Source organism: Segatella copri, assembly GCF_026015625.1.
GTDB classification, from domain to species: domain Bacteria; phylum Bacteroidota; class Bacteroidia; order Bacteroidales; family Bacteroidaceae; genus Prevotella; species Prevotella copri_H.
Genome location: NZ_JAPDVG010000001.1, coordinates 834,348 through 854,682, shown reverse-complemented (window position 1 = coordinate 854,682; position 20,335 = coordinate 834,348). Strand labels below are relative to the sequence as shown.

Annotated in this window: 20 protein-coding genes and 1 pseudogene; 12 read left to right on the top strand and 9 right to left on the bottom strand. The window is 44.2% G+C overall.

What is annotated here, in order from left to right; translation table 11 throughout:
- Positions 1-31 precede the first annotated feature (31 nt).
- Positions 32-673 carry a DedA family protein gene (locus ONT19_RS03710; protein ID WP_264952266.1) on the top strand — a complete coding sequence of 214 codons (642 nt, stop codon included), beginning with the start codon at positions 32-34 and terminating at the stop codon, positions 671-673.
- A 117-nt stretch (positions 674-790) separates the two neighbouring features.
- Here ONT19_RS03710 and ONT19_RS03705 read toward each other — a convergent pair whose 3' ends face one another.
- Positions 791-2,353: an ATP-binding protein gene (locus ONT19_RS03705; RefSeq protein WP_264952267.1), complete on the bottom strand. Its 1,563-nt coding sequence runs from the start codon at positions 2,351-2,353 to the stop codon at positions 791-793.
- 99 nt (positions 2,354-2,452) lie between these two features.
- Complete coding sequence (locus tag ONT19_RS03700; RefSeq protein WP_153083135.1) at positions 2,453-2,617, bottom strand: hypothetical protein; 165 nt, start codon at positions 2,615-2,617, stop codon at positions 2,453-2,455.
- A 419-nt stretch (positions 2,618-3,036) separates the two neighbouring features.
- Here ONT19_RS03700 and ONT19_RS03695 point away from each other — a divergent pair, with 419 nt between their 5' ends.
- The 5 genes from ONT19_RS03695 to ONT19_RS03675 all read left to right on the top strand — a co-directional run bounded on the left by ONT19_RS03695 (position 3,037) and on the right by ONT19_RS03675 (position 9,192).
- Complete coding sequence (locus tag ONT19_RS03695; RefSeq protein WP_264952268.1) at positions 3,037-3,807, top strand: hypothetical protein; 771 nt, start codon at positions 3,037-3,039, stop codon at positions 3,805-3,807.
- A 20-nt stretch (positions 3,808-3,827) separates the two neighbouring features.
- Positions 3,828-4,721, top strand: a complete 894-nt coding sequence (locus ONT19_RS03690; RefSeq protein ID WP_264952269.1) for a FimB/Mfa2 family fimbrial subunit — start codon at positions 3,828-3,830, stop codon at positions 4,719-4,721.
- A 27-nt stretch (positions 4,722-4,748) separates the two neighbouring features.
- A complete protein-coding gene (locus ONT19_RS03685; RefSeq protein ID WP_264952270.1) occupies positions 4,749-5,642 on the top strand; it encodes a fimbrillin family protein in 894 nt (297 codons plus the stop codon).
- A gap of 8 nt (positions 5,643-5,650) precedes the next feature.
- Positions 5,651-7,432, top strand: coding sequence for a fimbrillin family protein (locus tag ONT19_RS03680; RefSeq protein WP_264953069.1), 1,782 nt, complete (start codon positions 5,651-5,653; stop codon positions 7,430-7,432).
- Positions 7,433-7,497: 65 nt separating this feature from the next.
- Positions 7,498-9,192 carry a fimbrillin family protein gene (locus tag ONT19_RS03675; protein ID WP_264952271.1) on the top strand — a complete coding sequence of 565 codons (1,695 nt, stop codon included), beginning with the start codon at positions 7,498-7,500 and terminating at the stop codon, positions 9,190-9,192.
- A gap of 122 nt (positions 9,193-9,314) precedes the next feature.
- Here the strand turns inward: ONT19_RS03675 and ONT19_RS03670 are convergent, their stop codons facing one another.
- The 5 genes from ONT19_RS03670 to ONT19_RS03650 all read right to left on the bottom strand — a co-directional run bounded on the left by ONT19_RS03670 (position 9,315) and on the right by ONT19_RS03650 (position 12,266).
- Positions 9,315-9,866: a GNAT family N-acetyltransferase gene (locus ONT19_RS03670; protein WP_117726893.1), complete on the bottom strand. Its 552-nt coding sequence runs from the start codon at positions 9,864-9,866 to the stop codon at positions 9,315-9,317.
- A gap of 2 nt (positions 9,867-9,868) precedes the next feature.
- The gene (locus ONT19_RS03665; RefSeq protein ID WP_181975234.1) at positions 9,869-10,021 is read right to left on the bottom strand and encodes a hypothetical protein; all 153 of its coding nucleotides are present in this window, start codon (positions 10,019-10,021) and stop codon (positions 9,869-9,871) included.
- 198 nt (positions 10,022-10,219) lie between these two features.
- Positions 10,220-10,441, bottom strand: coding sequence for a hypothetical protein (locus ONT19_RS03660; RefSeq protein ID WP_264952272.1), 222 nt, complete (start codon positions 10,439-10,441; stop codon positions 10,220-10,222).
- Positions 10,442-10,507: 66 nt separating this feature from the next.
- Positions 10,508-10,672: a hypothetical protein gene (locus tag ONT19_RS03655; RefSeq protein ID WP_264952273.1), complete on the bottom strand. Its 165-nt coding sequence runs from the start codon at positions 10,670-10,672 to the stop codon at positions 10,508-10,510.
- Entirely contained in the window at positions 10,665-12,266 is a 1,602-nt protein-coding gene (locus ONT19_RS03650) for an ATP-binding protein (protein ID WP_264952274.1), read from the bottom strand. The genes ONT19_RS03655 and ONT19_RS03650 overlap by 8 nt, the downstream gene beginning before the upstream one ends.
- Before the next feature lie 944 nt (positions 12,267-13,210).
- On the opposite strand from ONT19_RS03650, the gene ONT19_RS03645 reads away from it, so the two are divergent.
- The 5 genes and pseudogenes from ONT19_RS03645 to ONT19_RS16385 form a co-directional block, all read left to right on the top strand.
- Positions 13,211-13,684 carry a hypothetical protein gene (locus tag ONT19_RS03645; RefSeq protein WP_264952275.1) on the top strand — a complete coding sequence of 158 codons (474 nt, stop codon included), beginning with the start codon at positions 13,211-13,213 and terminating at the stop codon, positions 13,682-13,684.
- Positions 13,681-15,996 carry a BT4734/BF3469 family protein gene (locus ONT19_RS03640; RefSeq protein ID WP_264952276.1) on the top strand — a complete coding sequence of 772 codons (2,316 nt, stop codon included), beginning with the start codon at positions 13,681-13,683 and terminating at the stop codon, positions 15,994-15,996. The genes ONT19_RS03645 and ONT19_RS03640 overlap by 4 nt, the downstream gene beginning before the upstream one ends.
- A gap of 144 nt (positions 15,997-16,140) precedes the next feature.
- The gene (locus ONT19_RS03635; RefSeq protein WP_006846744.1) at positions 16,141-16,353 is read left to right on the top strand and encodes a DUF4248 domain-containing protein; all 213 of its coding nucleotides are present in this window, start codon (positions 16,141-16,143) and stop codon (positions 16,351-16,353) included.
- Between the two features lie 184 nt (positions 16,354-16,537).
- Positions 16,538-16,906, top strand: a complete 369-nt coding sequence (locus ONT19_RS03630; protein ID WP_119238579.1) for a DUF1016 N-terminal domain-containing protein — start codon at positions 16,538-16,540, stop codon at positions 16,904-16,906.
- Positions 16,899-17,111: pseudogene (locus ONT19_RS16385) on the top strand (PDDEXK nuclease domain-containing protein); the annotation flags it as partial. The gene ONT19_RS03630 and the pseudogene ONT19_RS16385, both read left to right, overlap by 8 nt.
- A gap of 176 nt (positions 17,112-17,287) precedes the next feature.
- Here the strand turns inward: ONT19_RS16385 and ONT19_RS16295 are convergent.
- Positions 17,288-17,377, bottom strand: coding sequence for a hypothetical protein (locus ONT19_RS16295; protein WP_367400510.1), 90 nt, complete (start codon positions 17,375-17,377; stop codon positions 17,288-17,290).
- Positions 17,378-17,478: 101 nt separating this feature from the next.
- Positions 17,479-18,666 (bottom strand): clostripain-related cysteine peptidase, encoded by a 1,188-nt coding sequence (locus tag ONT19_RS03620; RefSeq protein ID WP_264952278.1) that lies wholly within the window; start codon positions 18,664-18,666, stop codon positions 17,479-17,481.
- A 664-nt stretch (positions 18,667-19,330) separates the two neighbouring features.
- On the opposite strand from ONT19_RS03620, the gene ONT19_RS03615 reads away from it, so the two are divergent.
- Positions 19,331-20,287 carry an ORF6N domain-containing protein gene (locus ONT19_RS03615; RefSeq protein WP_264952279.1) on the top strand — a complete coding sequence of 319 codons (957 nt, stop codon included), beginning with the start codon at positions 19,331-19,333 and terminating at the stop codon, positions 20,285-20,287.
- Positions 20,288-20,335 lie beyond the last annotated feature (48 nt).

Genomic DNA, 20,335 nt, shown 5'->3' with positions numbered 1-20,335 from the left:
AGACAGATATTATTCAGATTCAAGATAACAAATGAATACAGCAGAGCTTTTTCTTTGGATACTCGACAATTTAAATTACTGGGTAGTAGCCCTTTTCATGGCTATCGAGAGTTCATTCATCCCATTCCCATCAGAGGTGGTTGTTCCACCTGCAGCATGGAAAGCCATGGATCCTGATAGCGGAATGTCGTTTATCCTAGTCATCGTATTTGCCACCATTGGTGCCAATATCGGTGCACTTATCAACTATTATTTAGCCAAATGGGTAGGTCGTCCTATCATCTACCGTTTTGCCGACAGCCGCATCGGACATATGTGCCTGATAGACCGCCAAAAGGTAGAAGTTGCAGAAGAGTATTTCCGCAAGCATGGAGCCGCATCCACTATTTTTGGGCGCCTGGTACCAGCTGTTCGCCAGTTAATCAGCATTCCAGCCGGTTTGGCAGGTATGCATGTAGGCAAATTCCTGCTCTATACCACAATCGGTGCTGGCATCTGGAATACTGTTTTAGCAACCATCGGTTGGGGTATTTACCGATATACAGACTATAAAACAACTCAAGATGTATATCAGCAGGCATTAAAGTATAGTCATGAGCTCGGTTACATCATCTTGGCTCTAGCCGTTGTTATTGTAGCTTTCCTTGTATACAAGGGGCTCAAGAAGAAATAAGAAACTATCCCCCATCCTGCTTCCTCAAGCAGGATGGGGGATTTTTTCTTTCGTATAATTACTTATCTATCTTGTATAGCATTTCATCATGGCAAAACAAGGTTGGATTCAAGTAACCTATTTCTTGATAATCCAATCACCTATCGTCCGCTGTGTGCTGTCATAATTTACGCCAATCTTAAACAGGCGCTTACCATCGGCAGAATATGGAATCAGATATCCCTTTTCATCTATCTGTCTGATAGCTTCCTCGGCTGAGCCATCATATTTCAACTCGAAAACAAATACGGCATCAGGCATATACACCACGGCATCAGCCCTGCCTATCGCACTATCCTCCTCTACCCTCATGTGTGCTCCCATCAGGTTAAAGATAAGATAGAACACCGTCTGGAAATCCCGTTCACTCTTGTTACTCAATCGGTTGGAGATGCTGGCAAGATAAGCCTTCAGGCGCACCATTGCTCCCTCAACGTCTGCCTCATAGAGCTTTTCCAGGAAATCACCTACCAGACTGTTATTATCCAGTGATATTGGCGAGAGATAGTTGGGTGCAAGACTCTTGAGCATGCCAATCTTAACCTCTCTGTTAGGATATTCCAGTGTATAGCGTTGCAGCATCGGGTTATACTTCTTGATGGTGAGATAACCACTCTGATAGAGCAACGGAAGCGCAGAAGTCATCATTTCCGGCGAAACATCAAAGTCATCCACATCACATGATTTCTTCTCTATATCCATCACATTGACGTGATACTTCTGCAGCGTCTTGATAAGATAAGTCGGCGTACCCGAGCCAAACCAGTAAGGAGCAATCTTTCGTGCATTCAGCGCCTTTACCAGACTGAACGGATTGAAAACATCCTCTGATTTCTCACTGAAATGATAGCCGTCGTAGAATCTTGTCAGCTCTGCCAGGCACTCCTCATACGTCATACCCAAGTCTTCTCCCAATGCCTCTATATCCGGTTTCATCTGAGTGGTAAGTTCCTTCTTGCTGATACCGCAGATAGCCGAATACTGGTCGAACATACTGATGTTATCGAGGTTATTCAGTTCGCTGAAGATGCTGAGCTGCGAGAACTTGGTGATACCCGTGATGAAGGTAAACTCCAAGTATGGGTCGAGCATCTTGATGGGACTATAGAAGTTCTGCATGATGAGGCGCAGCGGTTTCAAATTTTCCTTTTCATGCACTACATCCAGCAAAGGGGCATCATATTCATCAATGATAATCACTACCTTCTTACCTGTCTGCTTGTATGCTTCTTTCACCAGGTCTTTCAAACGGAGGTTAGCGTCCACCTGATGCGTCTTATATCCCCAAATTGTCTCCTGCTCTTCAAGCATATCAGCCAGGTATCTTTCCAGCTGCTCCACTCCCATGTGCTTGGCGCCGCTCAGGTCGAAATGCAGCACAGGGTGCTTCACCCAATCCTTCTCATAATCAGCAATGGCCAATCCCTCAAAAAGTTCTTTCCTTCCCTCGAAATAGGCCTGGAGGGTAGATGCAAAGAGCGACTTTCCGAATCGTCTTGGACGACTCAGAAAAACATACTTCATTTTTTTCTCTCGAAAATCCACGATGTATTGGGTCTTATCTATATAGAGATAATTACCCTCTCTGATATTCGAGAATGTCTGTATTCCTACAGGATAGAAATTTACCATTTTTGCCATATTCCTACATGCTTTACGTTTTGCGCTGCTAAGTTACGAATATTTTTTTGAATAGGAAAATTTTGGGAGAGATATTTTTCACAATTATCTTTTGCACTATTAAATTAATAATTGCTTGGCAGAAACTTCTACTACCCCGCCATTTCCGTCACTAATGACAACAGGACGATTGTATAAAGCCTTTTCTACCAACATATCATGCTGAGCTTCAACTAAACCTGATTCAACTTTGTTGATAAAGCCCTCAATCTCACTTTCACTCATAATCCTTAATTATTTTAAATTTAACAATATCCTTAATCTTTGTTGGAATAAGATCTGGTTGCTAAAGTAGTTTTAAATTCTTTTGGATGCAAATATACTGCAAAATCTTGATAACGCCAAATATTTGAATGAAATTAACATCATTATTGGCTAATAACTGAACTTTCGCATATCAGGAGTTAAAGGAGTTAAGGAAGTTAAGGAGTTAAGACAATAGAGTCTGGAAACGTTAAAAAATACAAACAAGGTGTCGCATTGCCCACGAAGGAGACACCTAAAAACAAAAAATCATACCTAAAAAAACAAATATTACCCCCCACTTTCAAATAAAAACCTTATCTTTGCACCAGGATTTTTACAATCTGTATCATGAAGGATTTAAAATATTGTAAATTATAATCAAAACATAATAGATTAATATGAGAAATTATTTAACTGGAAAAGAACGATTACTGGTTGCAGCACTTGCTTTAATTCTTCCATTTTCTTTCGCAAAAGCAGAAGCAAGAGAAGATGGAAAGACCGGTCAGCAAGGCTGGTATGTAGGAGTAGAGGGTGGAATGCCTTTCGGCTTCTCTACTTTCTCAAGTTTCGGACACGACAAGACGCATCCCGGTTGGGCTGCTGGCTTATATGGGGGCTATCGTTTCAACTCCATCTTCTCGGCTGAGTTATCTGCCAAGTATGGAGAAATGAACTTGTCGGCACAAGACTGCTGCGTAGAACGTAACTATTGGTTGGGTAGCGACGGTGTGCGTTACAAGGCTGGTGTCTTAGGCATGGATAGTTGGGAGTATGCCAATCTGAAAAGCCATGTCTCTATGGGACAATATGGAGCCAGCGTAAATATCAACCTCCTTGGGTTGTTCCCTCAAACAGCTGACAGCCGATGGGATTTGGCAGTATCACCTCATATTTATGCAGTAACGACCAAGGCTGATATTCAGACTATAGCCGATGATGCCAAAGTGATAAAAGGTTCTACCAACTGGCATTTGGGTTATGGTGCAGACTTGCAGGTTGGTTATCAACTGACCTCATGCCTGAAATTGGGTATCTATTCCGGTTTGACTCGTCTTACTGGCGAACGTATGGATGGAATGCCGGAATATCAGCATAAGAACAACTTCTTGTGGGAAAGTGGCATAAGATTAGGAATCAACTTGCCTTTTACCAATCATCATCCGTAACTCCTAAAACAAGATAGAGAATGAAAGCAAAAAGAAGATTTAATATTTGGTTATGGGTGCTGTTATGCGTCCCATGCCTGTTGACAAGTTGCGACCATGATGTTCATGATGACAAGGAAGAAAGCGGCTTGTCGGTATCGCTCACTTGGGCTGATGAAGCCGACCAAGGTACGGAAGTGAAGGATGTGAAACTCTGGATATTCAATGCCGATGACGGTTCGCTTGTAGAGGAAAAACAATATGGCGGTGCACAGGAGGTGGCAAGCCAACGCTTCCAACTCCCGGAAGGAACCTATCGCATCCTGACTACCACCAACCTAACAAAACCGTTCTTTATCAGCGAACAGACCCGGTCTTTGACCAACTGGAACAATATTCTGATAGGTTTGACCAATCCTAAAGATGTGAAGCATAATGCCTATTTCGGAGTTGCCGATGTGAAGATAGATAACAAGGAAGGCAGCTATGTGGTGCAAACCCCTTTAAAGAGCGTGCTTGCCGAACTGACCATCATCATCGAGAACATACCGAAAGGCACAGAGATGAGTGGCAAGGCTTTGGATTGTGCCTGGTGCCTGTTCCCAACACTGAAGAACAGTGATGGAGACTACGGTTTGCCGAGCATAGAGCCAGCGGAAGTGGAACTCCCTACCCTCCTGGCTACGGAATCAACCCTAAAATCGGAAGTCATCCGACTGATGCCAACCATACAGGGAAGCCCCGCCTCTCATGTTTATCTCCGCCTCTTGCTGCCTAACGGGACCTTGCAGGAGTTTGACATCACTGCTCCTAAGATGAATGTTGGTGGAAAGTATGAACTAAGGTTCAAGTACGAAGAAATGCAGCCGAAGATGAATCTGCAAACGGGCATCAATGACTGGAATGACCTCAACAAAGAAGTAACAATCAAATAAAATAATAACTTTTAAAATATTTATAATATGAAAAAGATGATTAAGTTTTTCGCACTTGCACTCTTGGCTGGTGCAATGGTTTCATGCAATACAGAAGATACAGCTTCTACAACACCAAATGGTAAGGTAGCCGTACAGTTTACTGGTGGTATCAGCGTAAACACCCGTGCTTCGGGTTTAGCCTGGGCTGATGGTGACATGATCGGTATCTTCATGACTGGAGCAAATCAGACTCTCTCGGCAGATGCAATCAAAGAGGGTGTTGACAATGTTTGCTATCAGACAGATGGAAGTGTTGCCTTTTCACCAATTTCTGGAGGTAAGACCATTTACTATCCTATTGATGGTGATGTGGACTTCTATTCTTACTATCCATATACTACGGTAAGCAATTACAAGGTGGCACTCAATGTGACCAACCAAGGGAGTCTGGAAGCTATCGACTTCATGTATGCCAAGACGACAGGATACAACAAAGCTAATCCACAGGTAGAGTTGAAATTCAACCATATGTTGAGTAAATTGGTTCTGAATGTTCAGGCAGGTAATGGTTTGACGCAAGACGATCTCAATAAATTGACGGTCACCATTAAAGACCAGAACACCACAGCCACTTTCAATCTGGCAGATGGCGTAATCTCCGGCGAAGGTAATCCTGACAACATCCAGATGAAAGCTGTCCAAGTCGGTAAGAGATACGAAGCCATTCTGCTTCCAACGGCATCAAAGATCAGAGAAATAGAGTTTGAATTGAACAATGGTTTTGATGCTCCGTTCGTCTGGAAAATGGACCAAGAACTCAAGGGCGGTAATTTGTACAATTACACCACCGTGAAGCTGACCCGAAGCACTGTAGATATGATGGGAACAATCCAATCTTGGAACGAGGTAAAAAACAACAATGAGAATATAGCTGATTGACAGATATGATGAAGATAAGATTTCTTGCACTTGCAGCGCTCGCCCTCTTACTGGGCGCCTGCACACAGGACGAACTGGCTGACGGTAGCCGTCTGTCCAAAGAGGAATATCCAATAGTCATCCATGCCACCGGACTGTCCGTGGAGGCAACGCCATCAACCCGTACCACCGTGGACGGCGACTGGGTGGGCGTCACTTCCGTGGCACTCAAGATTGGCGATGCGGTAAAGGAATACACCGTTACGGCTACGGATGCCGACGGATACAAGAGCGCCACGCTCTCACGCGAGAACGACCCGTACTACTGGACCAGCCGCAACCCGATTACCGTATCGGCATGGTGGCCCTTGGATAATGCAGACATCACACAGATGCCTGTCGTGAAGGTGGCAGAAGACCAGAGCATATTGGCTGACTTCCAGAACAGCGACTTCATCTCCGCCGAAAACCAGACGGTGAAATTTGACGACCCGACACTTGGATTTACCCACCGCACGGCACGCGTGGCAGTCGAACTGAAGCCCGGCACGGGATTCACGAGCGTTGCCGGTGCCACGGTGAGCCTCGTGAGCCTGTCCGCCGATAACGGCAACCCGACAGCCATCAAGACCTACAACGCAAGCGGCAACACCTACGAGGCACTGACCGCTCCGCAGACCGTTGCGGCAGGCAAGCAGTTCGTCAAGGTGGAACTCGGCGGCGGAACCTTCTACTTCCGCCCGCAGAACAACGTCGTGCTGGCAGCGGGCAACCGCTATACCTACATCGTCAAGGTGAACGCCACCGGTCTGACGTTAGAGGGTTGCACCATCGGCGACTGGGCTGACGGCGGCGGCGAGAGTGGCGCAGCCGAGTTGGGCTACATCTACAATAGCAACACCAAGACCTACACGGTCTATAACGCCGACGGCCTACTGGCATGGAACGAAGCCGCACAAAAAGACAGATCGATAAATTGCACCCTCACCGCCGACATCGACCTCACGGGCAAAGGCTGGACGCCGATAGGCACTGACTACGACAACTCATACACCGGCACCTTCGACGGCGGCGGCCATACCATCATGGGGCTGACCGTTACGACAAATGACCAATATGCGGGTCTGTTCGGCTATCTCGGTGATGCCGGTACGGTGAAGAATGTGGTGATGGATGGCATACAGATAACATGCAATCGCAGGTTGGGCTCTGCCGGCGGCGTGGCAGGATTTAGCAGGGGAGGCACCATTGAAAACTGCTCGGTGTCGGGCAGCGTCAGCGGCACGATGCGCGCCGGCGGTGTGGTGGGTGTTCAATGGGAGGCTTCCATCACCGGATGCAGCTCCTCGGCCACAGTGAAGGGATTAGCCTATGTCGGCGGCGTGGCAGGTGAGACGAATTCGGGTGCCACCATGGCCGCTTGCTATGCCACAGGCAACGTGACCATAGAAATAGACCCCATAAATACTATCCTTGGCGGCGGTCTGGTGGGATTCAACGCAGGAAGCAGCGTCCTTGCCTGCTATGCCACGGGCAACGTAACCAGTACGGGTAGTAGCACTGGCAGAATTGATATCGGCGGCTTTTTGGGAAATAACTACACCACCGTGACCGCCTGCTATTGGAAGAACAATCATGAACAAGGCATCGGCTACAATAAGGAAGGCACCGTCACCGAAGTCACGAAGGTGGACGGCTCTGTCGTTACCTGGCAGAAAGCCGTTGATGCCATGAACACCGCCTTGCAGAACGCAGGCTCAGAGTGGCGTTACGAACTTAAAGGAGCATTGCCTACCTTGAGGAAGCAGTAAACCGTTGCGGGCGGAAAAGTTCCGTCCGCAACGGAAAGAACCAGAGTAATAAAATAACAGATATTATGAGGATAAGATTTTTTGCACTTGCAGCGCTCGCCCTCTTATTGGGCGCCTGCACACAGGACGAAGCGGGCTTCCTGCCGGAAGGGGCGGAAGGCACATCCATCGTCTTCACCGCCACGGGGCTGAACCCCGCTGCGACAGCCACCGCCGGCACCCGTGCCCCAGTGGATGGCAATTGGGAGGGTGTGCAGAGCGTGGCAGTCCTGATGGACGGCACGGTGAAGGCATACGACGTAACGCCCTCCACCGCCGACCCCACCAGCGCCACGCTGACCTCCACCGACCCGTACTACTGGACCAACCACAACGACATCACCGTCACAGCGTGGTGGCCCTACACCGCTGGCGAGACAACCCCACCTGCGGTAAAGGTAAAAGCCAACCAAAGTGCCCAGAAGGACTTTGAGGGCAGTGACCTCATCGTAGCCGACGGACAGACGGTGACTTACGGTAGCCCCACGCTTCGCTTCACCCACCGCACGGCGCGGGTAACCATCGTTTTGACGGACTACACCGAGGGGCTGGCATCCGTGCAGCTGACGGGTCTCTCCACCGAAGGCGACAACCCGGATATAATCGTCCCGTATGACAAGGGTAGCAACACCTACACCGCCCTCGTAGCCCCGCAAAGTGTGGCAGCTGGCAAGGCCTTCATTACCTGCACCTTCACCAACGGCAAGGTCTTCGTCTATAAGATGAAGAATGCTGCCGACTGGCAGGCGGGCGGTGAATATACCTACACCGTCTCCCTCGCTGCGGCAAAAGGCTATATCATAGAGGACGACGGCAGCTACACCGTGACCTCCGCCGACGGCCTGATGAATATAGCCGAATTAGTGAACGGAGGTAAGAGCAACATTAACATTACCCTCGACACTGACATTGACCTCACAGGCAAAGGCTGGACGCCGATAGGCACAAGCTTCGATAACTCATACAAAGGCACCTTCGACGGTGGCGGCCATACCATTACGGGGCTGACCTTTACGACAAATGACGAATATGCGGGTCTGTTCGGCTGGCTCAATAGAGCTGGTACGGTGAAGAACGTGGTGATGGAGGGCGTACAGATAACAAGCAATCAAATATATGGCGGCAGTATTGGCGGCGTGGTAGGATATAGCTGGGGCACCATTGAAAACTGCTCGGTGTCGGGCAGCATCAGCGGCACGGTGTATGTCGGCGGTGTGGTGGGTGCTCAAATAGGCGGTTCCATCACCGGATGCAGTTCCTCTGCCACAGTGAAGGGAACGGTCGATGTCGGCGGCGTGGCAGGTCAGACGAATTCGAGTGCCACCCTGACCGCTTGCTATGCCACAGGCAACGTGATCATAGAAATGGACCCCAAAAAGAATATCGCTGGCGGCAGTCTGGTGGGAATGAACGCAGGAAGCAGCCTCCTTGCCTGCTATGCCACGGGCAACGTAACCAGTACGGGTAGTAGCACTGGCTATGTACATATCGGCGGCTTTTTGGGAAATAACTACGCCAACGTGATGACCGCCTGCTATTGGAAGAACAATCATGAACAAGGCATCGGCTACAATAGGGAAAGCACCGAAGTCACGAAGGTGGACGGCTCTGTCGTTACCTGGCAGAAAGCCGTTGATGCCATGAACACCGCCTTGCAGAACGCAGGCTCAAAGTGGCGTTACGAACTTAAAGGAGCATTGCCTACCTTGAGGAAGCAGTAAGCTGTTGCGGGCGGAAATGTTCCGCCCGCAACGAACATTAAACGACAAGGGTCTATATGCCACGATGAAAAGGTGGCAGTTTGCAGGATGGGGGATTTCTGTAAATACAAACTATATATTATCTACAAAGACATCATTTTAAGATCATAATATAATAATCTTGTATGTGTCGCATCTTCATCATTTTTAGTAAGCTCTAAGAAGCTATTCTTTAAATAGAAAGGTATCGCCTCTATGTATGCATCAACAGTTATAAATCTACAACCCGTTTTATTGTCTTTGGCAAAATATCCTTTGATAAAATTCAGAAGTTTTGTCCCAAGATGCAGCTTTCGTGCATTTTCATCAACAGCTAATCTACATATTTTTACTGCAGGATAGCTTTTGAGACGTTTTGAGTTTTTAAAGCGTCTTTTAAACCTGTTGAACTCAGTGTTGTTCTCAAACTCTGTTAAGGAGATTTTATCATTTGCTAAACTGAAGTATGCAAGGATTACACCATTATTGTCTTCAATAACGTAAGTCACAGCTAGCATCTCTCCACGATACAACTGTGACTCATTTAGAATGAAGTCATTTAAGTCTTCATCCCCACAGTTAAAATTAGATATTCTGTCATTAATATCTAATCGTCGAATCTTTAACGGTTCGCAAATGTCTTTATTATCGTTCATAATCAATTTGCGAATAAACTCATGATATAATTATAGTCACGATTGATTTCTTCTATCTTCTCGTGGCTCTCCTTTGGAGGATTCTTCATCCTTGCCTCAAATACTCTGGCATCTTCACCATAGAGTATAGGCGTTTCTTTTATAGGTCTTGCCATATTTAATTATTTTAAAGTTCAACATCTAATTTCGCTGCAAAATTACGCTTTTTTCCTGAAACGACCAAATAAAAAGCGGGAAAACTGGCTGATAGACATTCATAAATCTCTCTATCACATAAAGCAAATCCCCCATCCTGCTTTCTCAAGCCGGATGGGGGATTTCTGTTTATCTGTTATCATCTCTTAAATAATATCTTATTTCAATTTTTCTATTTGTTCCTGGGTAAGACCGGAATACTTCATAATCAGATTGATGTCAATGCCATCAGCAAGCATGTTCCTGGCAATATCCAAGGCTTTCTGGTTCATACCCTCAGCTATACCTTCACGCTTGGCAGTGTCTACGGAATTCTTGATGTCGCGATATGCCATCTTGCTGGCTTCAAAGCTGATGTATCTTTCTTCTACCTGCTTCATAATCATCTGTTTTAAAAATCCATGCCACAAAGGGCGACTCTGGTTAAAAGAATGATAAAACCTTTTCTAATTTAATAATTGCTTGGCAGAAACTTCTACTACCCCGCCATTTCCGTCACTAATGACCACAGGACGATTGTATAAAGCCTTTTCTACCAACATATCATGCTGAGCTTCAACTAAGCCTGATTCAACTTTGTTGATAAAGCCCTTAATCTCACTTTCACTCATAATCCTTAATTCTTTTAAATTTAACTTCCTTCCAATCAACCAGTCCCTTTCCCATATCATCCAGTTCTATGGCAAGGGCAATTACCTTGCGCTTATCAGCCTTGAAAGGTTCGGCATACTGTTTGGCTTTCATCTGCTCTGTGGCTGCATCCACACCACCATTATTGCTCAGTTTCAACTCCAGCACATAGATGAAATTGGTGTTTTCTACCACCATATCAATCCTGCCCGTAGCAATCATCTTTTCTACTTCTACCCGGCAGCCGATAGCATAGAAGATGGTGCTCATAATCAGTCGGTAGCGCTCCTCCATATCCATGCTGGCAAGCTTCTTGTTGCTGTAAGGCACATCCGCAATAAGCGCCTTCAGGCATTTCATGGCTTCGGGAAGATTGCCAAGGCTGAGGTGAACATTCAGAAATGCCTGGGTAGATTGAAGGTCATTATTCTTGCGCATGGCAAGCGTTGGCAACACGATTTCATTCAAGGCTTGCCGAACCTCGAAGTTAGGAATGCCAAGAAGATAAGTTCCGTTTATGTAACCCTTAATCGTGAGATAGCCCGACTGATAGAGAAACAGCTCTGCTCCACCGCCTGTTACGTCAGAAGTTTCTATGATTGTGTCCAACAGGGCACTATGATCAAAATCCTTCAAACGAATTTCCATGTCATCCACAAACTTAGGAAGCAGCGAGGTTGCACCCGATGAAGCCCAGTAGTTCCTCAGTTTAGAATCAGCGAGTGCATTGATAAGACTGAATGGATTGAAGACATCAACCATATTTTCATGGCTGAAATGATAGCCATCATAATAAGCAGTCAATTGCACTACGGCTTCATCGAAAGTCCATCCCTTACTTGCTGCCAACTTGTTGATTTCCGGTTTGAAATCACGTAAGACTTCTTCCTTCGTGATACCGCAGAGAGCCACATACTCAGAATCAAAGCTGATATTGCTCAGATTATTGAGTACAGAGAAAAGAGAAATCTGCGTAAACTTGGTGATGCCAGTGATGAAGACAAACTTTTCGTATTTATCATCTGCCTTGAGAATGGCAAAAACTTCACGATAAACAGCGGTACATGCTTCGTGATAAGGAGTCTTCCAGGAATGCTGCAATGGAGAATCGTATTCATCGATGAGGATGGCAACCTGCTGTCCGGTTTGCTCATACGCCCCCACGATTATTGCATTGAAGCGGTCGGCAAGTTTGGCGGTTGGCTTAGGTGTAATACCATATTCCTCCTCTAATCTGTCGAAAGTGATGTCGAGATAAGAGCGCAATGTTTCCGGTTCTGCACCTGCACGACTCATATCGAGTCTGATGACAGGACGCTTCACCCATTCTGTCTCCAGCTGCATGATCTTCAACCCCTCAAAGAGTTCCTTCTTACCCATGAAGTAGGCTTCGAGCGTATCGACCAGCACAGATTTACCAAAGCGGCGTGGGCGGCTCAGGTAATTATACGTTTTGTTTCTGTTGGCAAGTTGCCAGATGATATCTGTCTTGTCAACATAAAGATATCCATCCTTTCTGATTTTCTCAAAAGACTGGATGCCTACAGGTAATTTTCTATCATTTATCTCTACCATAATTCCTAATCTTTGTTTTCCAATTGCAAATTTACGATTATTTTCCGAAACCGCCATACTTTTCTCATCTTTTTTGCACTTTCTTACTGAACTTTCGCATGGGGGGAAGTTAGATGGAAGTTAGAGGGAAGTTAAGGGACAAATGTCCTGCATTTTAAGCTAGAAGACTATTGTCTCTTAACTTCCCGAACGACCGTAGGGAGTGATAACTTCTTTAACTTCAATAAATTCCCACACTGGCGAAACTTGAATAACTCCTTAAAATTCGTTAACTTCTGAACTTGCGAAACCAGAATCTAATATGCAAAACTTCAAGTTTTCTGCGTTAATATTTGTTTAAAAACCAGTCCTTTTTCGGTATCGTTAACTTCTTTTATCTGATAATTGTTTAACACAACATAAGACGGGATTCACTACCCCACTCGCTTTTTCAAAGATTTCAGCGGTAAGAAAAGAGAAAAAAATGGACCTCTAAAAAATGGCACCCCTTTCGGAACCAAAAATAAACGCTTAAAATATGTAAAAACGGGCTGAATTCTTAAAATATGTTTATAAAAAGCGAAAAACACCCTTCACCACCCTTCACCCGTAACTATTTGACACACAAAACCTTAAATAAAAAGGTGAAGGGTGAAGGTTTGAAAACTCTTTTTTATATATACGCGCGGCAAGGGAAAAAATCCGTTTTTTCATTTTTCTGACTATCCGGTTTTTCCAAAAATCCTAAAAAAAAGAATATAATATAAGATTTAAAATATACCCTTCACCCTTCACCTCGTCACTTTTCCGATGTTTCGCTTCTTCACTACTTCTTCTTCAAAATACCCCAACAAAAATGGGCGCAGAAATGCCGCGTTAAAAAGTTTAACCTAGGTTATTCTTTGTAAAAAGTGAGGGCTATAGCCTTCACTTCCAATGTGCAGCTTTTTGTGTAACTTCGCAGCATGGAAAATAATAACGTAACAAAACAAGAAGTGCTGAAATTTTCAGCAGAAATGGAAGAAGAAGCCAGCATAAAACTGGCTATCGCCAAAGTATGTGACGTAAATGTCACAGACATCAGAATAGTAATGGGTGGACGCGACACAATATCGGAAAAGATAAAAAAAAAGATAATCACTCCTGAAATCCTCTACGCAATGGATAAAGCCATTATATCCATTCTCATAAAAATGGATCTGGAGGATGCCTGCAATGGTACGACCTGGGAATATGAAGGAAACATCCACGGAAAAACCAGATTCTGGTATTACTGCGATGAAGTGAGCAAATGGATACTGCACAAAGGTTCGGTATACTGGGACGACCTCAGCAATAGTTTGAGCAACTGGAAAAATATCCTATCCTACAATTCTGTTGCGATGAAAAAGGCGGAATTAAACCAAAAATTCAAACTCATAAAACCCCAAAAGAAATGAAAGAAAACAAACCCACAAACGAGACCGGGAATAACCCGGAAACAGAACAGGAGAAAGAGGTCTTGCCCTCTTTTTTCCAGACTCTGAAGACCTCTACCAGCAAGCCTCTCCCCAACAGAGAGGTGCTGGAGTACAACATCATGCATTCAGCACCGGTGAAAACCAATACCGAAGGCTACAGGTCGATGACGAAGGTGGACAAGAGAACGGCAGAGGACATCAAGCACAGGCTGCCCTGCATCACTCCCAGCGTGCAGCTCAAGGGAAGCTCCAAGAAGCTGACTGACTTCAGGAAGGAAACCTATTGGCTGATGCTCGATTATGACGACGTGCCCCCCAAAAACATCGAGGCACTCAGGCAGAAAGCCCGGAAAATCCCCTTCACCATGATCTTCTACATCACCGTCTCGGGCAAGGGATTCCGCATCCTGCTCAGATATATGCGGCCTGAAGGATGCAATCTCACTGCCACCGAACTCCACCAGGTCGCCATCAGGAAAGCCATGAGCATGTACGACAAACTGCTGGGTATCAGCAGCGACAAACAATGCCAGGACATGGTGAGAAGCTGCGGACTGGCTTACGACCCCGAGGCTTACTTCAACTGGAATGCCGAAGTTCTCCCCATCACCCGGGAGGAGGTGGAGAACTTCGAAAAAGCTACAAAGCAACAGGAGGAACAGAACAGGAAAAGGCAGACGGAGGCTGAAAAACCCAGAAAGAAAAGCCCTCGAAAACAGGAAGACGAGGCACCACCCAAAACGCTCACTACCGAAGAGATTCTGCAGTATGTAGACAAACTGGAAGAAAGCTGGGAGGAGCGGTTTGAGGAGCATCATCACAACAGCTACGTAGTGAGATACGCCACATTCTGCCTCTGTTTCGGAGCCGAAAAGGAGGAGGCTGTGAAACACATGGCAGATAAGTTTGGCGGCGAATATGCCGATACCGAACGGGTGGCACGAGAGATTTACAAGCATACCGAGCGGCTGGGAACCTGGAAGATAAGACAGCAGGGAGATGATGAGCAGAAACGTTATACCAGCATGAGAGCACTGCTGGGATGGCTGGGAGCCCGATATGAAATGCACCACAACACGCTGAGCAACCAGTATGAAGTGCGCGCCATCAACACCGGAGAGAAACTCTATCTCGACTGGACCGAAGTGGATACCCGGGTGAGCAATTCCCTGTTCGTGAAGATGGAACTGGATAACATCTGCACCACCCAGAAAAAGCTGGATACGGTAATCAGAAGTAACTTCAGCCCCGAATTCAACCCCATGGAGGAATATCTGAAGAGTCTGCCGAAATGGGACCGAAAGACTGACTATATCGCTGAATTAGCCCATCGGGTAACCGTGATGCAGACAGGCGGTTACCGCCATACGGAGGAGGATTTTGCCTATGCCTTCAGGAAATGGCTGGTCAACATGGTGGTTTGCTGGGTTCGGCCCGATGTCACCAACCAGTCTATCATGGTTTTCGTAGGCAAGGGCGGCATCTTCAAGACCACGTTTTTCGACCATCTTCTGCCGCCCCATCTGCGCAAGTATTTCGCCAACGATTCTACGGGCGACTACAAGAACAAGGATTTCCTGCAGATGTGTGCCAGCAAGGCGATAGTGTGTCTCGATGAGTTCAGCTGTCTGCGCGGCAAGAACCTGGATTCCTTCAAGAGCAACATCACGAAGCGCAACATCAGCATGCGAATCCCTTATGCCGAGTGGGACTGCATCTTGCAGAACAATGCGGGGTTCTGTGCCACGAGCAATGAGATTCATATCATCGATGATGACGAGAACCGCCGTTTCCTCATCTGGCGCATCGAGAAGATCAAGAGTCCCATCGACTTCCCCTTCAATTACGAGGGCATCTATTCCCAGGCTGTGGCACTGGCTCAGGAGGTGATAGAGAAGCGCCGGAGGGGTGAGCCCTGCGACTGGGTTTACTGGTTTACGAAGGAGGAGAACGAGGAGATTCAGCACCACAATCTTTATTTCCGTGTAAACAACTATATAGCCGAGCGCATCAACAAGTTCTACCGTGTTCCTGATGCCGATACGCCGTCCGAGTTCTGCAAGTTTGTTACGGCGAGTGATGTGATGGAGCGCATCTGCACGAACCCCGCCTTTCGCCAGTCGATGTCGAACAAGGATATTTCGATGTTCATGGAGGCGCTGGGATTCAAGAAGATTCACCGCAAGACGGGCAACGGCTGGAAGGTGATAGAGATGCGTCCTGACGAGATAGAGAACAACCAGAAGATGGATGGCAGCGAGAATATTCCGCCCGGGGATCTCCCATTTTAGGAAATTCTGCTTCGGAGATATTTTTTTATCTTTCGGAGATATTTCCGTATCTTTCGGAGGGATTTTCTTATGATTCGGAGAGATTTTATTCTACCAGGCAGAAGAAAGAAGCAACTGACAAAAACAGACTAAAAAGAACAAATTATGATAGAAGACAGAAGTTACGGGAAGGCAGAGCTCGCCATGCTCTACTTTCCCACCGCTACCCCCAGGGTAGCGCTCAACCGGTTGGTGAGATGGATCAACCGGTGTCCCGAGCTCAAGCAGAGCCTCTGTTCGGGCTACGCCGGCAAGTTTTCCCACTTCTACACCCGGCAACAAGTAGCAGAAATCATCGAATTTCTGGATGAACCATAAAAAATCACCCTGGAAGGGAATGCATACAACACACAATGCATATCCCTTCCAGGGTGAGTTTAATAAAACTACAATCACAGCAATAAAACTATTAATTTTACGTTCTTTTCAAAAAAAGGATTGTGCAATAGTGACTTAAAGGCTAAAAGCACTACCTTTGTAAATAATATCAAAACAGAGTATAATGGAAGAAAACAATATAACAGTAGATAAAGCTGTCCAAACCATAAAAGGGGCAATTTTGCGAGCTCAAGCACAGGCGAGCCAGTCAAGTAATGCCATACAGTTGTCTTTATATTATGGTATAGGGCGTTATGTGTCTATCAATTTACAGCAAGCACATTGGGGCGCAAAAGCTCTTGATACTATTAGTGAGAGATTGCAGCGTGAATTGCCAGGATTAAGAGGCTTTTCTTCAGGCAACTTGAAGAAAATGCGTATCTTCTATGAGGAATGGCAATGCCTTTCAATTGGTTCGCCATTGGCGAACCAATTACAACAGCTTGAAAATAAGATAGAAGAAGGTATTGAAATAGGAGAAAAATATGCCTAACAATTTTCCGAAAGCGATACCAGACATTAAGCAATCAATGAAAACAATATCAATGTTTAAGGATGAATATTTGCTTGATTTCATCAATACTGAAAATTTGGGACTGGAGATTGAGGACATTGACGAACGTGTAGTTGAGCAGGAAATTGTAAGAAACATGCGCGATTTCATTCTTCAATTCGGAAAGGATTTTATCTTTATGGGTAACCAGTATCGTGACGACTATGTGAGCAAGATAGGCTATGACAAGTTTGAGCAGCGCACATACTTGAAGTATTGCTACGGTGCTGAGACCTTCTACACTTACGACCCACAGCGTCGCAGATTGCAGAACCTCACGGTGAATAGTGGTGGAAACACCATCATGGATAACGCCTACACTTACGATGCCAATTCCAAATAAATAAAAAAATAAACATTCCCACCAAAAGAAATTGCAGCCAAGTCACGAGAACCTATTTGTCCAACCATTACAGTATCTGACAGTTGGACAAAAAACAAGCCTAATTGAGATATAATTAGAGGATTTGATAATTTTAATATAGACTTTATCGAATCCCAATTCATACAAATTAATGGGTGGCATTATACCATCGTGTATATATTTTTGGATTTGAAAGTCTATTACTACTAGGATCAGAAGTAGTAATACCAGAATAATGATTAATGGGCAATATTCCTTTAAAAGCAGAATAGTATTGTGGAGTATGACATTTGAATAATATTGTTTTCCTCAATTGATTTGAAAATTCATCAAGAAGCACTCTATCATTACAAATCTTATTAATATAGTCTTCAAAATCAAAGAAAATAGTCGGAGTATATCCATCCATTACCTGGATACTATTTGCTGATATATTATTATTTGGATTTTCGATATTAATTCTTTTCACAATATTTGCCAATTGTTCTAATTCTTGACAATTCGTAACGGCTGCTGTACCATATGGATATGTATATTGACTATAAAACTCATAAAATGCTTGTATAACTCCCTCATAATCAACATTTCCTATAAGATATTTCCCACATTCATGATATGGGAATCCATATGCCATTACTTCAGTGGGACTAGCTATTAAATATTTCGTGACATCTTTTAAATCATATGCAACCTCGATTGAAGACATATAGCAATCATCAAATAGTATATATTCCATAGTAATTCCGGACTCTAAAATTGCTTGAGCCAAGACAGACGTTTCTATTTGATATTCCTGTGTTAATCCACCGAAATATCTTGTCATTGGGCCATTATTTACATTATAATGAAATATCTCTTGAGTTTCATTGGATTTTGTATGAATTACTGGCAACCATCCCATTCCATGGCAGCCGATAATTAATCCATATTTCTTTCCAGGCGCATATTTTTTTATAGCCTTCAATATATTAGAAATACCCTCTTGCGAAGTAAATCTTTGATTGTCATAAGTTCTAATATTCTCAACGATACAACTTCCATTATCATACTTTAATTCCATGAGATCCGCAGTATTTGGCGTTGTAGCTAAACAGACCATGACTCGTGCATTTTGTGAGCCTCTTTCTTCTATACTTTTAGAAAAATCTTTTATGTTTTGTTGAAAATAAGGTAACAAATTTGAACTCCAAGGGAAAAACATTATGACTGTTTGTTCATTTTCTTCCTTTGGAGCAACAATTTCTTCTTCACTCGAACATGAAATCACGATAGTCAGTGAGGCCAACGTGATAAATATGAATATTATATGTAATAATTTATTTTTACTTATGCTCATTGCTTAACACATTTTTATTTCAAAGTTAGTGATTTTTTTGCCAACAATAGCTATTTTGTGTTATTTTTTACGATATTTTTTATCTTATTCACCTATATTAATTTAAACTGACTTGTATCGTTTTAAACGAATCATTTTGAATTGCCTAGCAACAAAGCCTCAGATTGCCTCAATCCAAGGAATATTCGTCTCGTAACCCATATCAAAATCAATTTCTATTTTCATTGAAGTATTAATAGTTTTTGAGTATCTATTTGTTCTCCTGTCGTTATAATTTATGTTGTATATCCAACTTACAAAATGCCCCATTGAGTCCACAAATCTTACGGGAAGCAGGCGGATTCTGTCAGTGCAAAGGTAATGTTTTTATTTCAATCCGGTATCACGGCAGAGGTGATTTTTGGTTGTTTATGCAAGAATAATTCGGAATATGTAAAATAAACGGTAAAATATCTGTTGTATTGGCGATTGGACTTACCGTGCAACGAGTTAAGCGATTAATAAAAGTACAATCACCGCAATAATACTATTGATTTTACGTTCTTTTCAAAGAAAGGGTTGTGCAATAGTGGCTTAAAGGCTAAAAGCACTACCTTTGAATTCAATAATAAGCAACAACAGGTTTAAGGTCACAATTTGTGACCTTAAAAATAAAGATAGAAATATGGCAGATAATATAGAACATCAAGATAAAGGAGAACTGGTCGCAAATTGCGACCAGTTACAAAATGATGAAGTCGTAGTTACCACTCCTGTAGAAAGTCGAATAATGTCTATTCGTGGAAAGCAGATTATGATAGACAGAGACTTGGCTGAACTTTATGGAGTGGAAACCAGGGTGTTAAATCAAGCTGTAAAACGTAATATGGAGAGATTTCCTGAACGTTTTCGTTTTCAACTGACTAAGGAAGAAATGAATGAACTGGTCACAAATTGTGATCGGTTCAATAGTTTGAAGCACTCAACAGTTCGTTCATATGCTTTCACGGAGCAAGGAGTGGCTATGCTCTCCACTGTTCTTAGAAGTGAAACCGCAATTCGTGTAAGCATACGAATTATGGATGCATTTGTTGCAATGAGACGTTTCATGGTGACAAATGCAGAAGTTTTCCAACGTCTTTCAACAATGGAGTACCATCAACTGGAAATGCAGCAACATCAGCAAGAAACAGACAAGCGCATAGACGAGGTGTTTCGCAGATTGGACGAGGGCAATGCAAAGCCGAAACAAGGTGTGTTCTACAATGGTCAAATTTATGATGCCTATACTTTCGTGTCCGACTTGATTAAGAGTGCGAAGAAACGTATTGTCCTTATCGACAACTATGTTGACGAGACTGTACTGACATTGCTCGATAAAAGAGATAATAACGTGTCTACAATCATCTATACTCAGCAGATAAGCCGTCAGTTCCAACTCGACATAGACCGTCATAATGCTCAATATGCACCGATTGATGTTGAAACATTCCGTTTATCACATGACCGCTTCCTTTGTATAGACGATGATGTATATCACATAGGTGCATCCATTAAGGACTTAGGCAAAAAGTGGTTTGGTTTCTCCAAGATGGAGATACTTACACCAGATGAATTGGTAGAACGAATCAATAGAGGATAATACTTACGAAAATTTCAAGAAAAAGAACTTAATACATAAATATAAAGT

Coding starts and splice junctions, on each gene's coding strand:
- ONT19_RS03660 (WP_264952272.1), bottom strand. CDS start 10,441: ATGAAGCAGGTAGAAGAAAGATACATCAGCTTTGAAGCCAGCAAGATG.
- ONT19_RS03645 (WP_264952275.1), top strand. CDS start 13,211: ATGGAAAATAATAACGTAACAAAACAAGAAGTGCTGAAATTTTCAGCA.
- ONT19_RS03635 (WP_006846744.1), top strand. CDS start 16,141: ATGATAGAAGACAGAAGTTACGGGAAGGCAGAGCTCGCCATGCTCTAC.
- ONT19_RS03620 (WP_264952278.1), bottom strand. CDS start 18,666: ATGAGCATAAGTAAAAATAAATTATTACATATAATATTCATATTTATC.
- ONT19_RS03710 (WP_264952266.1), top strand. CDS start 32: ATGAATACAGCAGAGCTTTTTCTTTGGATACTCGACAATTTAAATTAC.
- ONT19_RS03680 (WP_264953069.1), top strand. CDS start 5,651: ATGAAGATAAGATTTCTTGCACTTGCAGCGCTCGCCCTCTTACTGGGC.
- ONT19_RS03675 (WP_264952271.1), top strand. CDS start 7,498: ATGAGGATAAGATTTTTTGCACTTGCAGCGCTCGCCCTCTTATTGGGC.
- ONT19_RS16295 (WP_367400510.1), bottom strand. CDS start 17,377: ATGGTTGGACAAATAGGTTCTCGTGACTTGGCTGCAATTTCTTTTGGT.
- ONT19_RS03700 (WP_153083135.1), bottom strand. CDS start 2,617: ATGAGTGAAAGTGAGATTGAGGGCTTTATCAACAAAGTTGAATCAGGT.
- ONT19_RS03650 (WP_264952274.1), bottom strand. CDS start 12,266: ATGGTAGAGATAAATGATAGAAAATTACCTGTAGGCATCCAGTCTTTT.
- ONT19_RS03670 (WP_117726893.1), bottom strand. CDS start 9,866: ATGAACGATAATAAAGACATTTGCGAACCGTTAAAGATTCGACGATTA.
- ONT19_RS03665 (WP_181975234.1), bottom strand. CDS start 10,021: ATGGCAAGACCTATAAAAGAAACGCCTATACTCTATGGTGAAGATGCC.
- ONT19_RS03630 (WP_119238579.1), top strand. CDS start 16,538: ATGGAAGAAAACAATATAACAGTAGATAAAGCTGTCCAAACCATAAAA.
- ONT19_RS03655 (WP_264952273.1), bottom strand. CDS start 10,672: ATGAGTGAAAGTGAGATTAAGGGCTTTATCAACAAAGTTGAATCAGGC.
- ONT19_RS03705 (WP_264952267.1), bottom strand. CDS start 2,353: ATGGCAAAAATGGTAAATTTCTATCCTGTAGGAATACAGACATTCTCG.
- ONT19_RS03640 (WP_264952276.1), top strand. CDS start 13,681: ATGAAAGAAAACAAACCCACAAACGAGACCGGGAATAACCCGGAAACA.
- ONT19_RS03685 (WP_264952270.1), top strand. CDS start 4,749: ATGAAAAAGATGATTAAGTTTTTCGCACTTGCACTCTTGGCTGGTGCA.
- ONT19_RS03695 (WP_264952268.1), top strand. CDS start 3,037: ATGAGAAATTATTTAACTGGAAAAGAACGATTACTGGTTGCAGCACTT.
- ONT19_RS03690 (WP_264952269.1), top strand. CDS start 3,828: ATGAAAGCAAAAAGAAGATTTAATATTTGGTTATGGGTGCTGTTATGC.
- ONT19_RS03615 (WP_264952279.1), top strand. CDS start 19,331: ATGGCAGATAATATAGAACATCAAGATAAAGGAGAACTGGTCGCAAAT.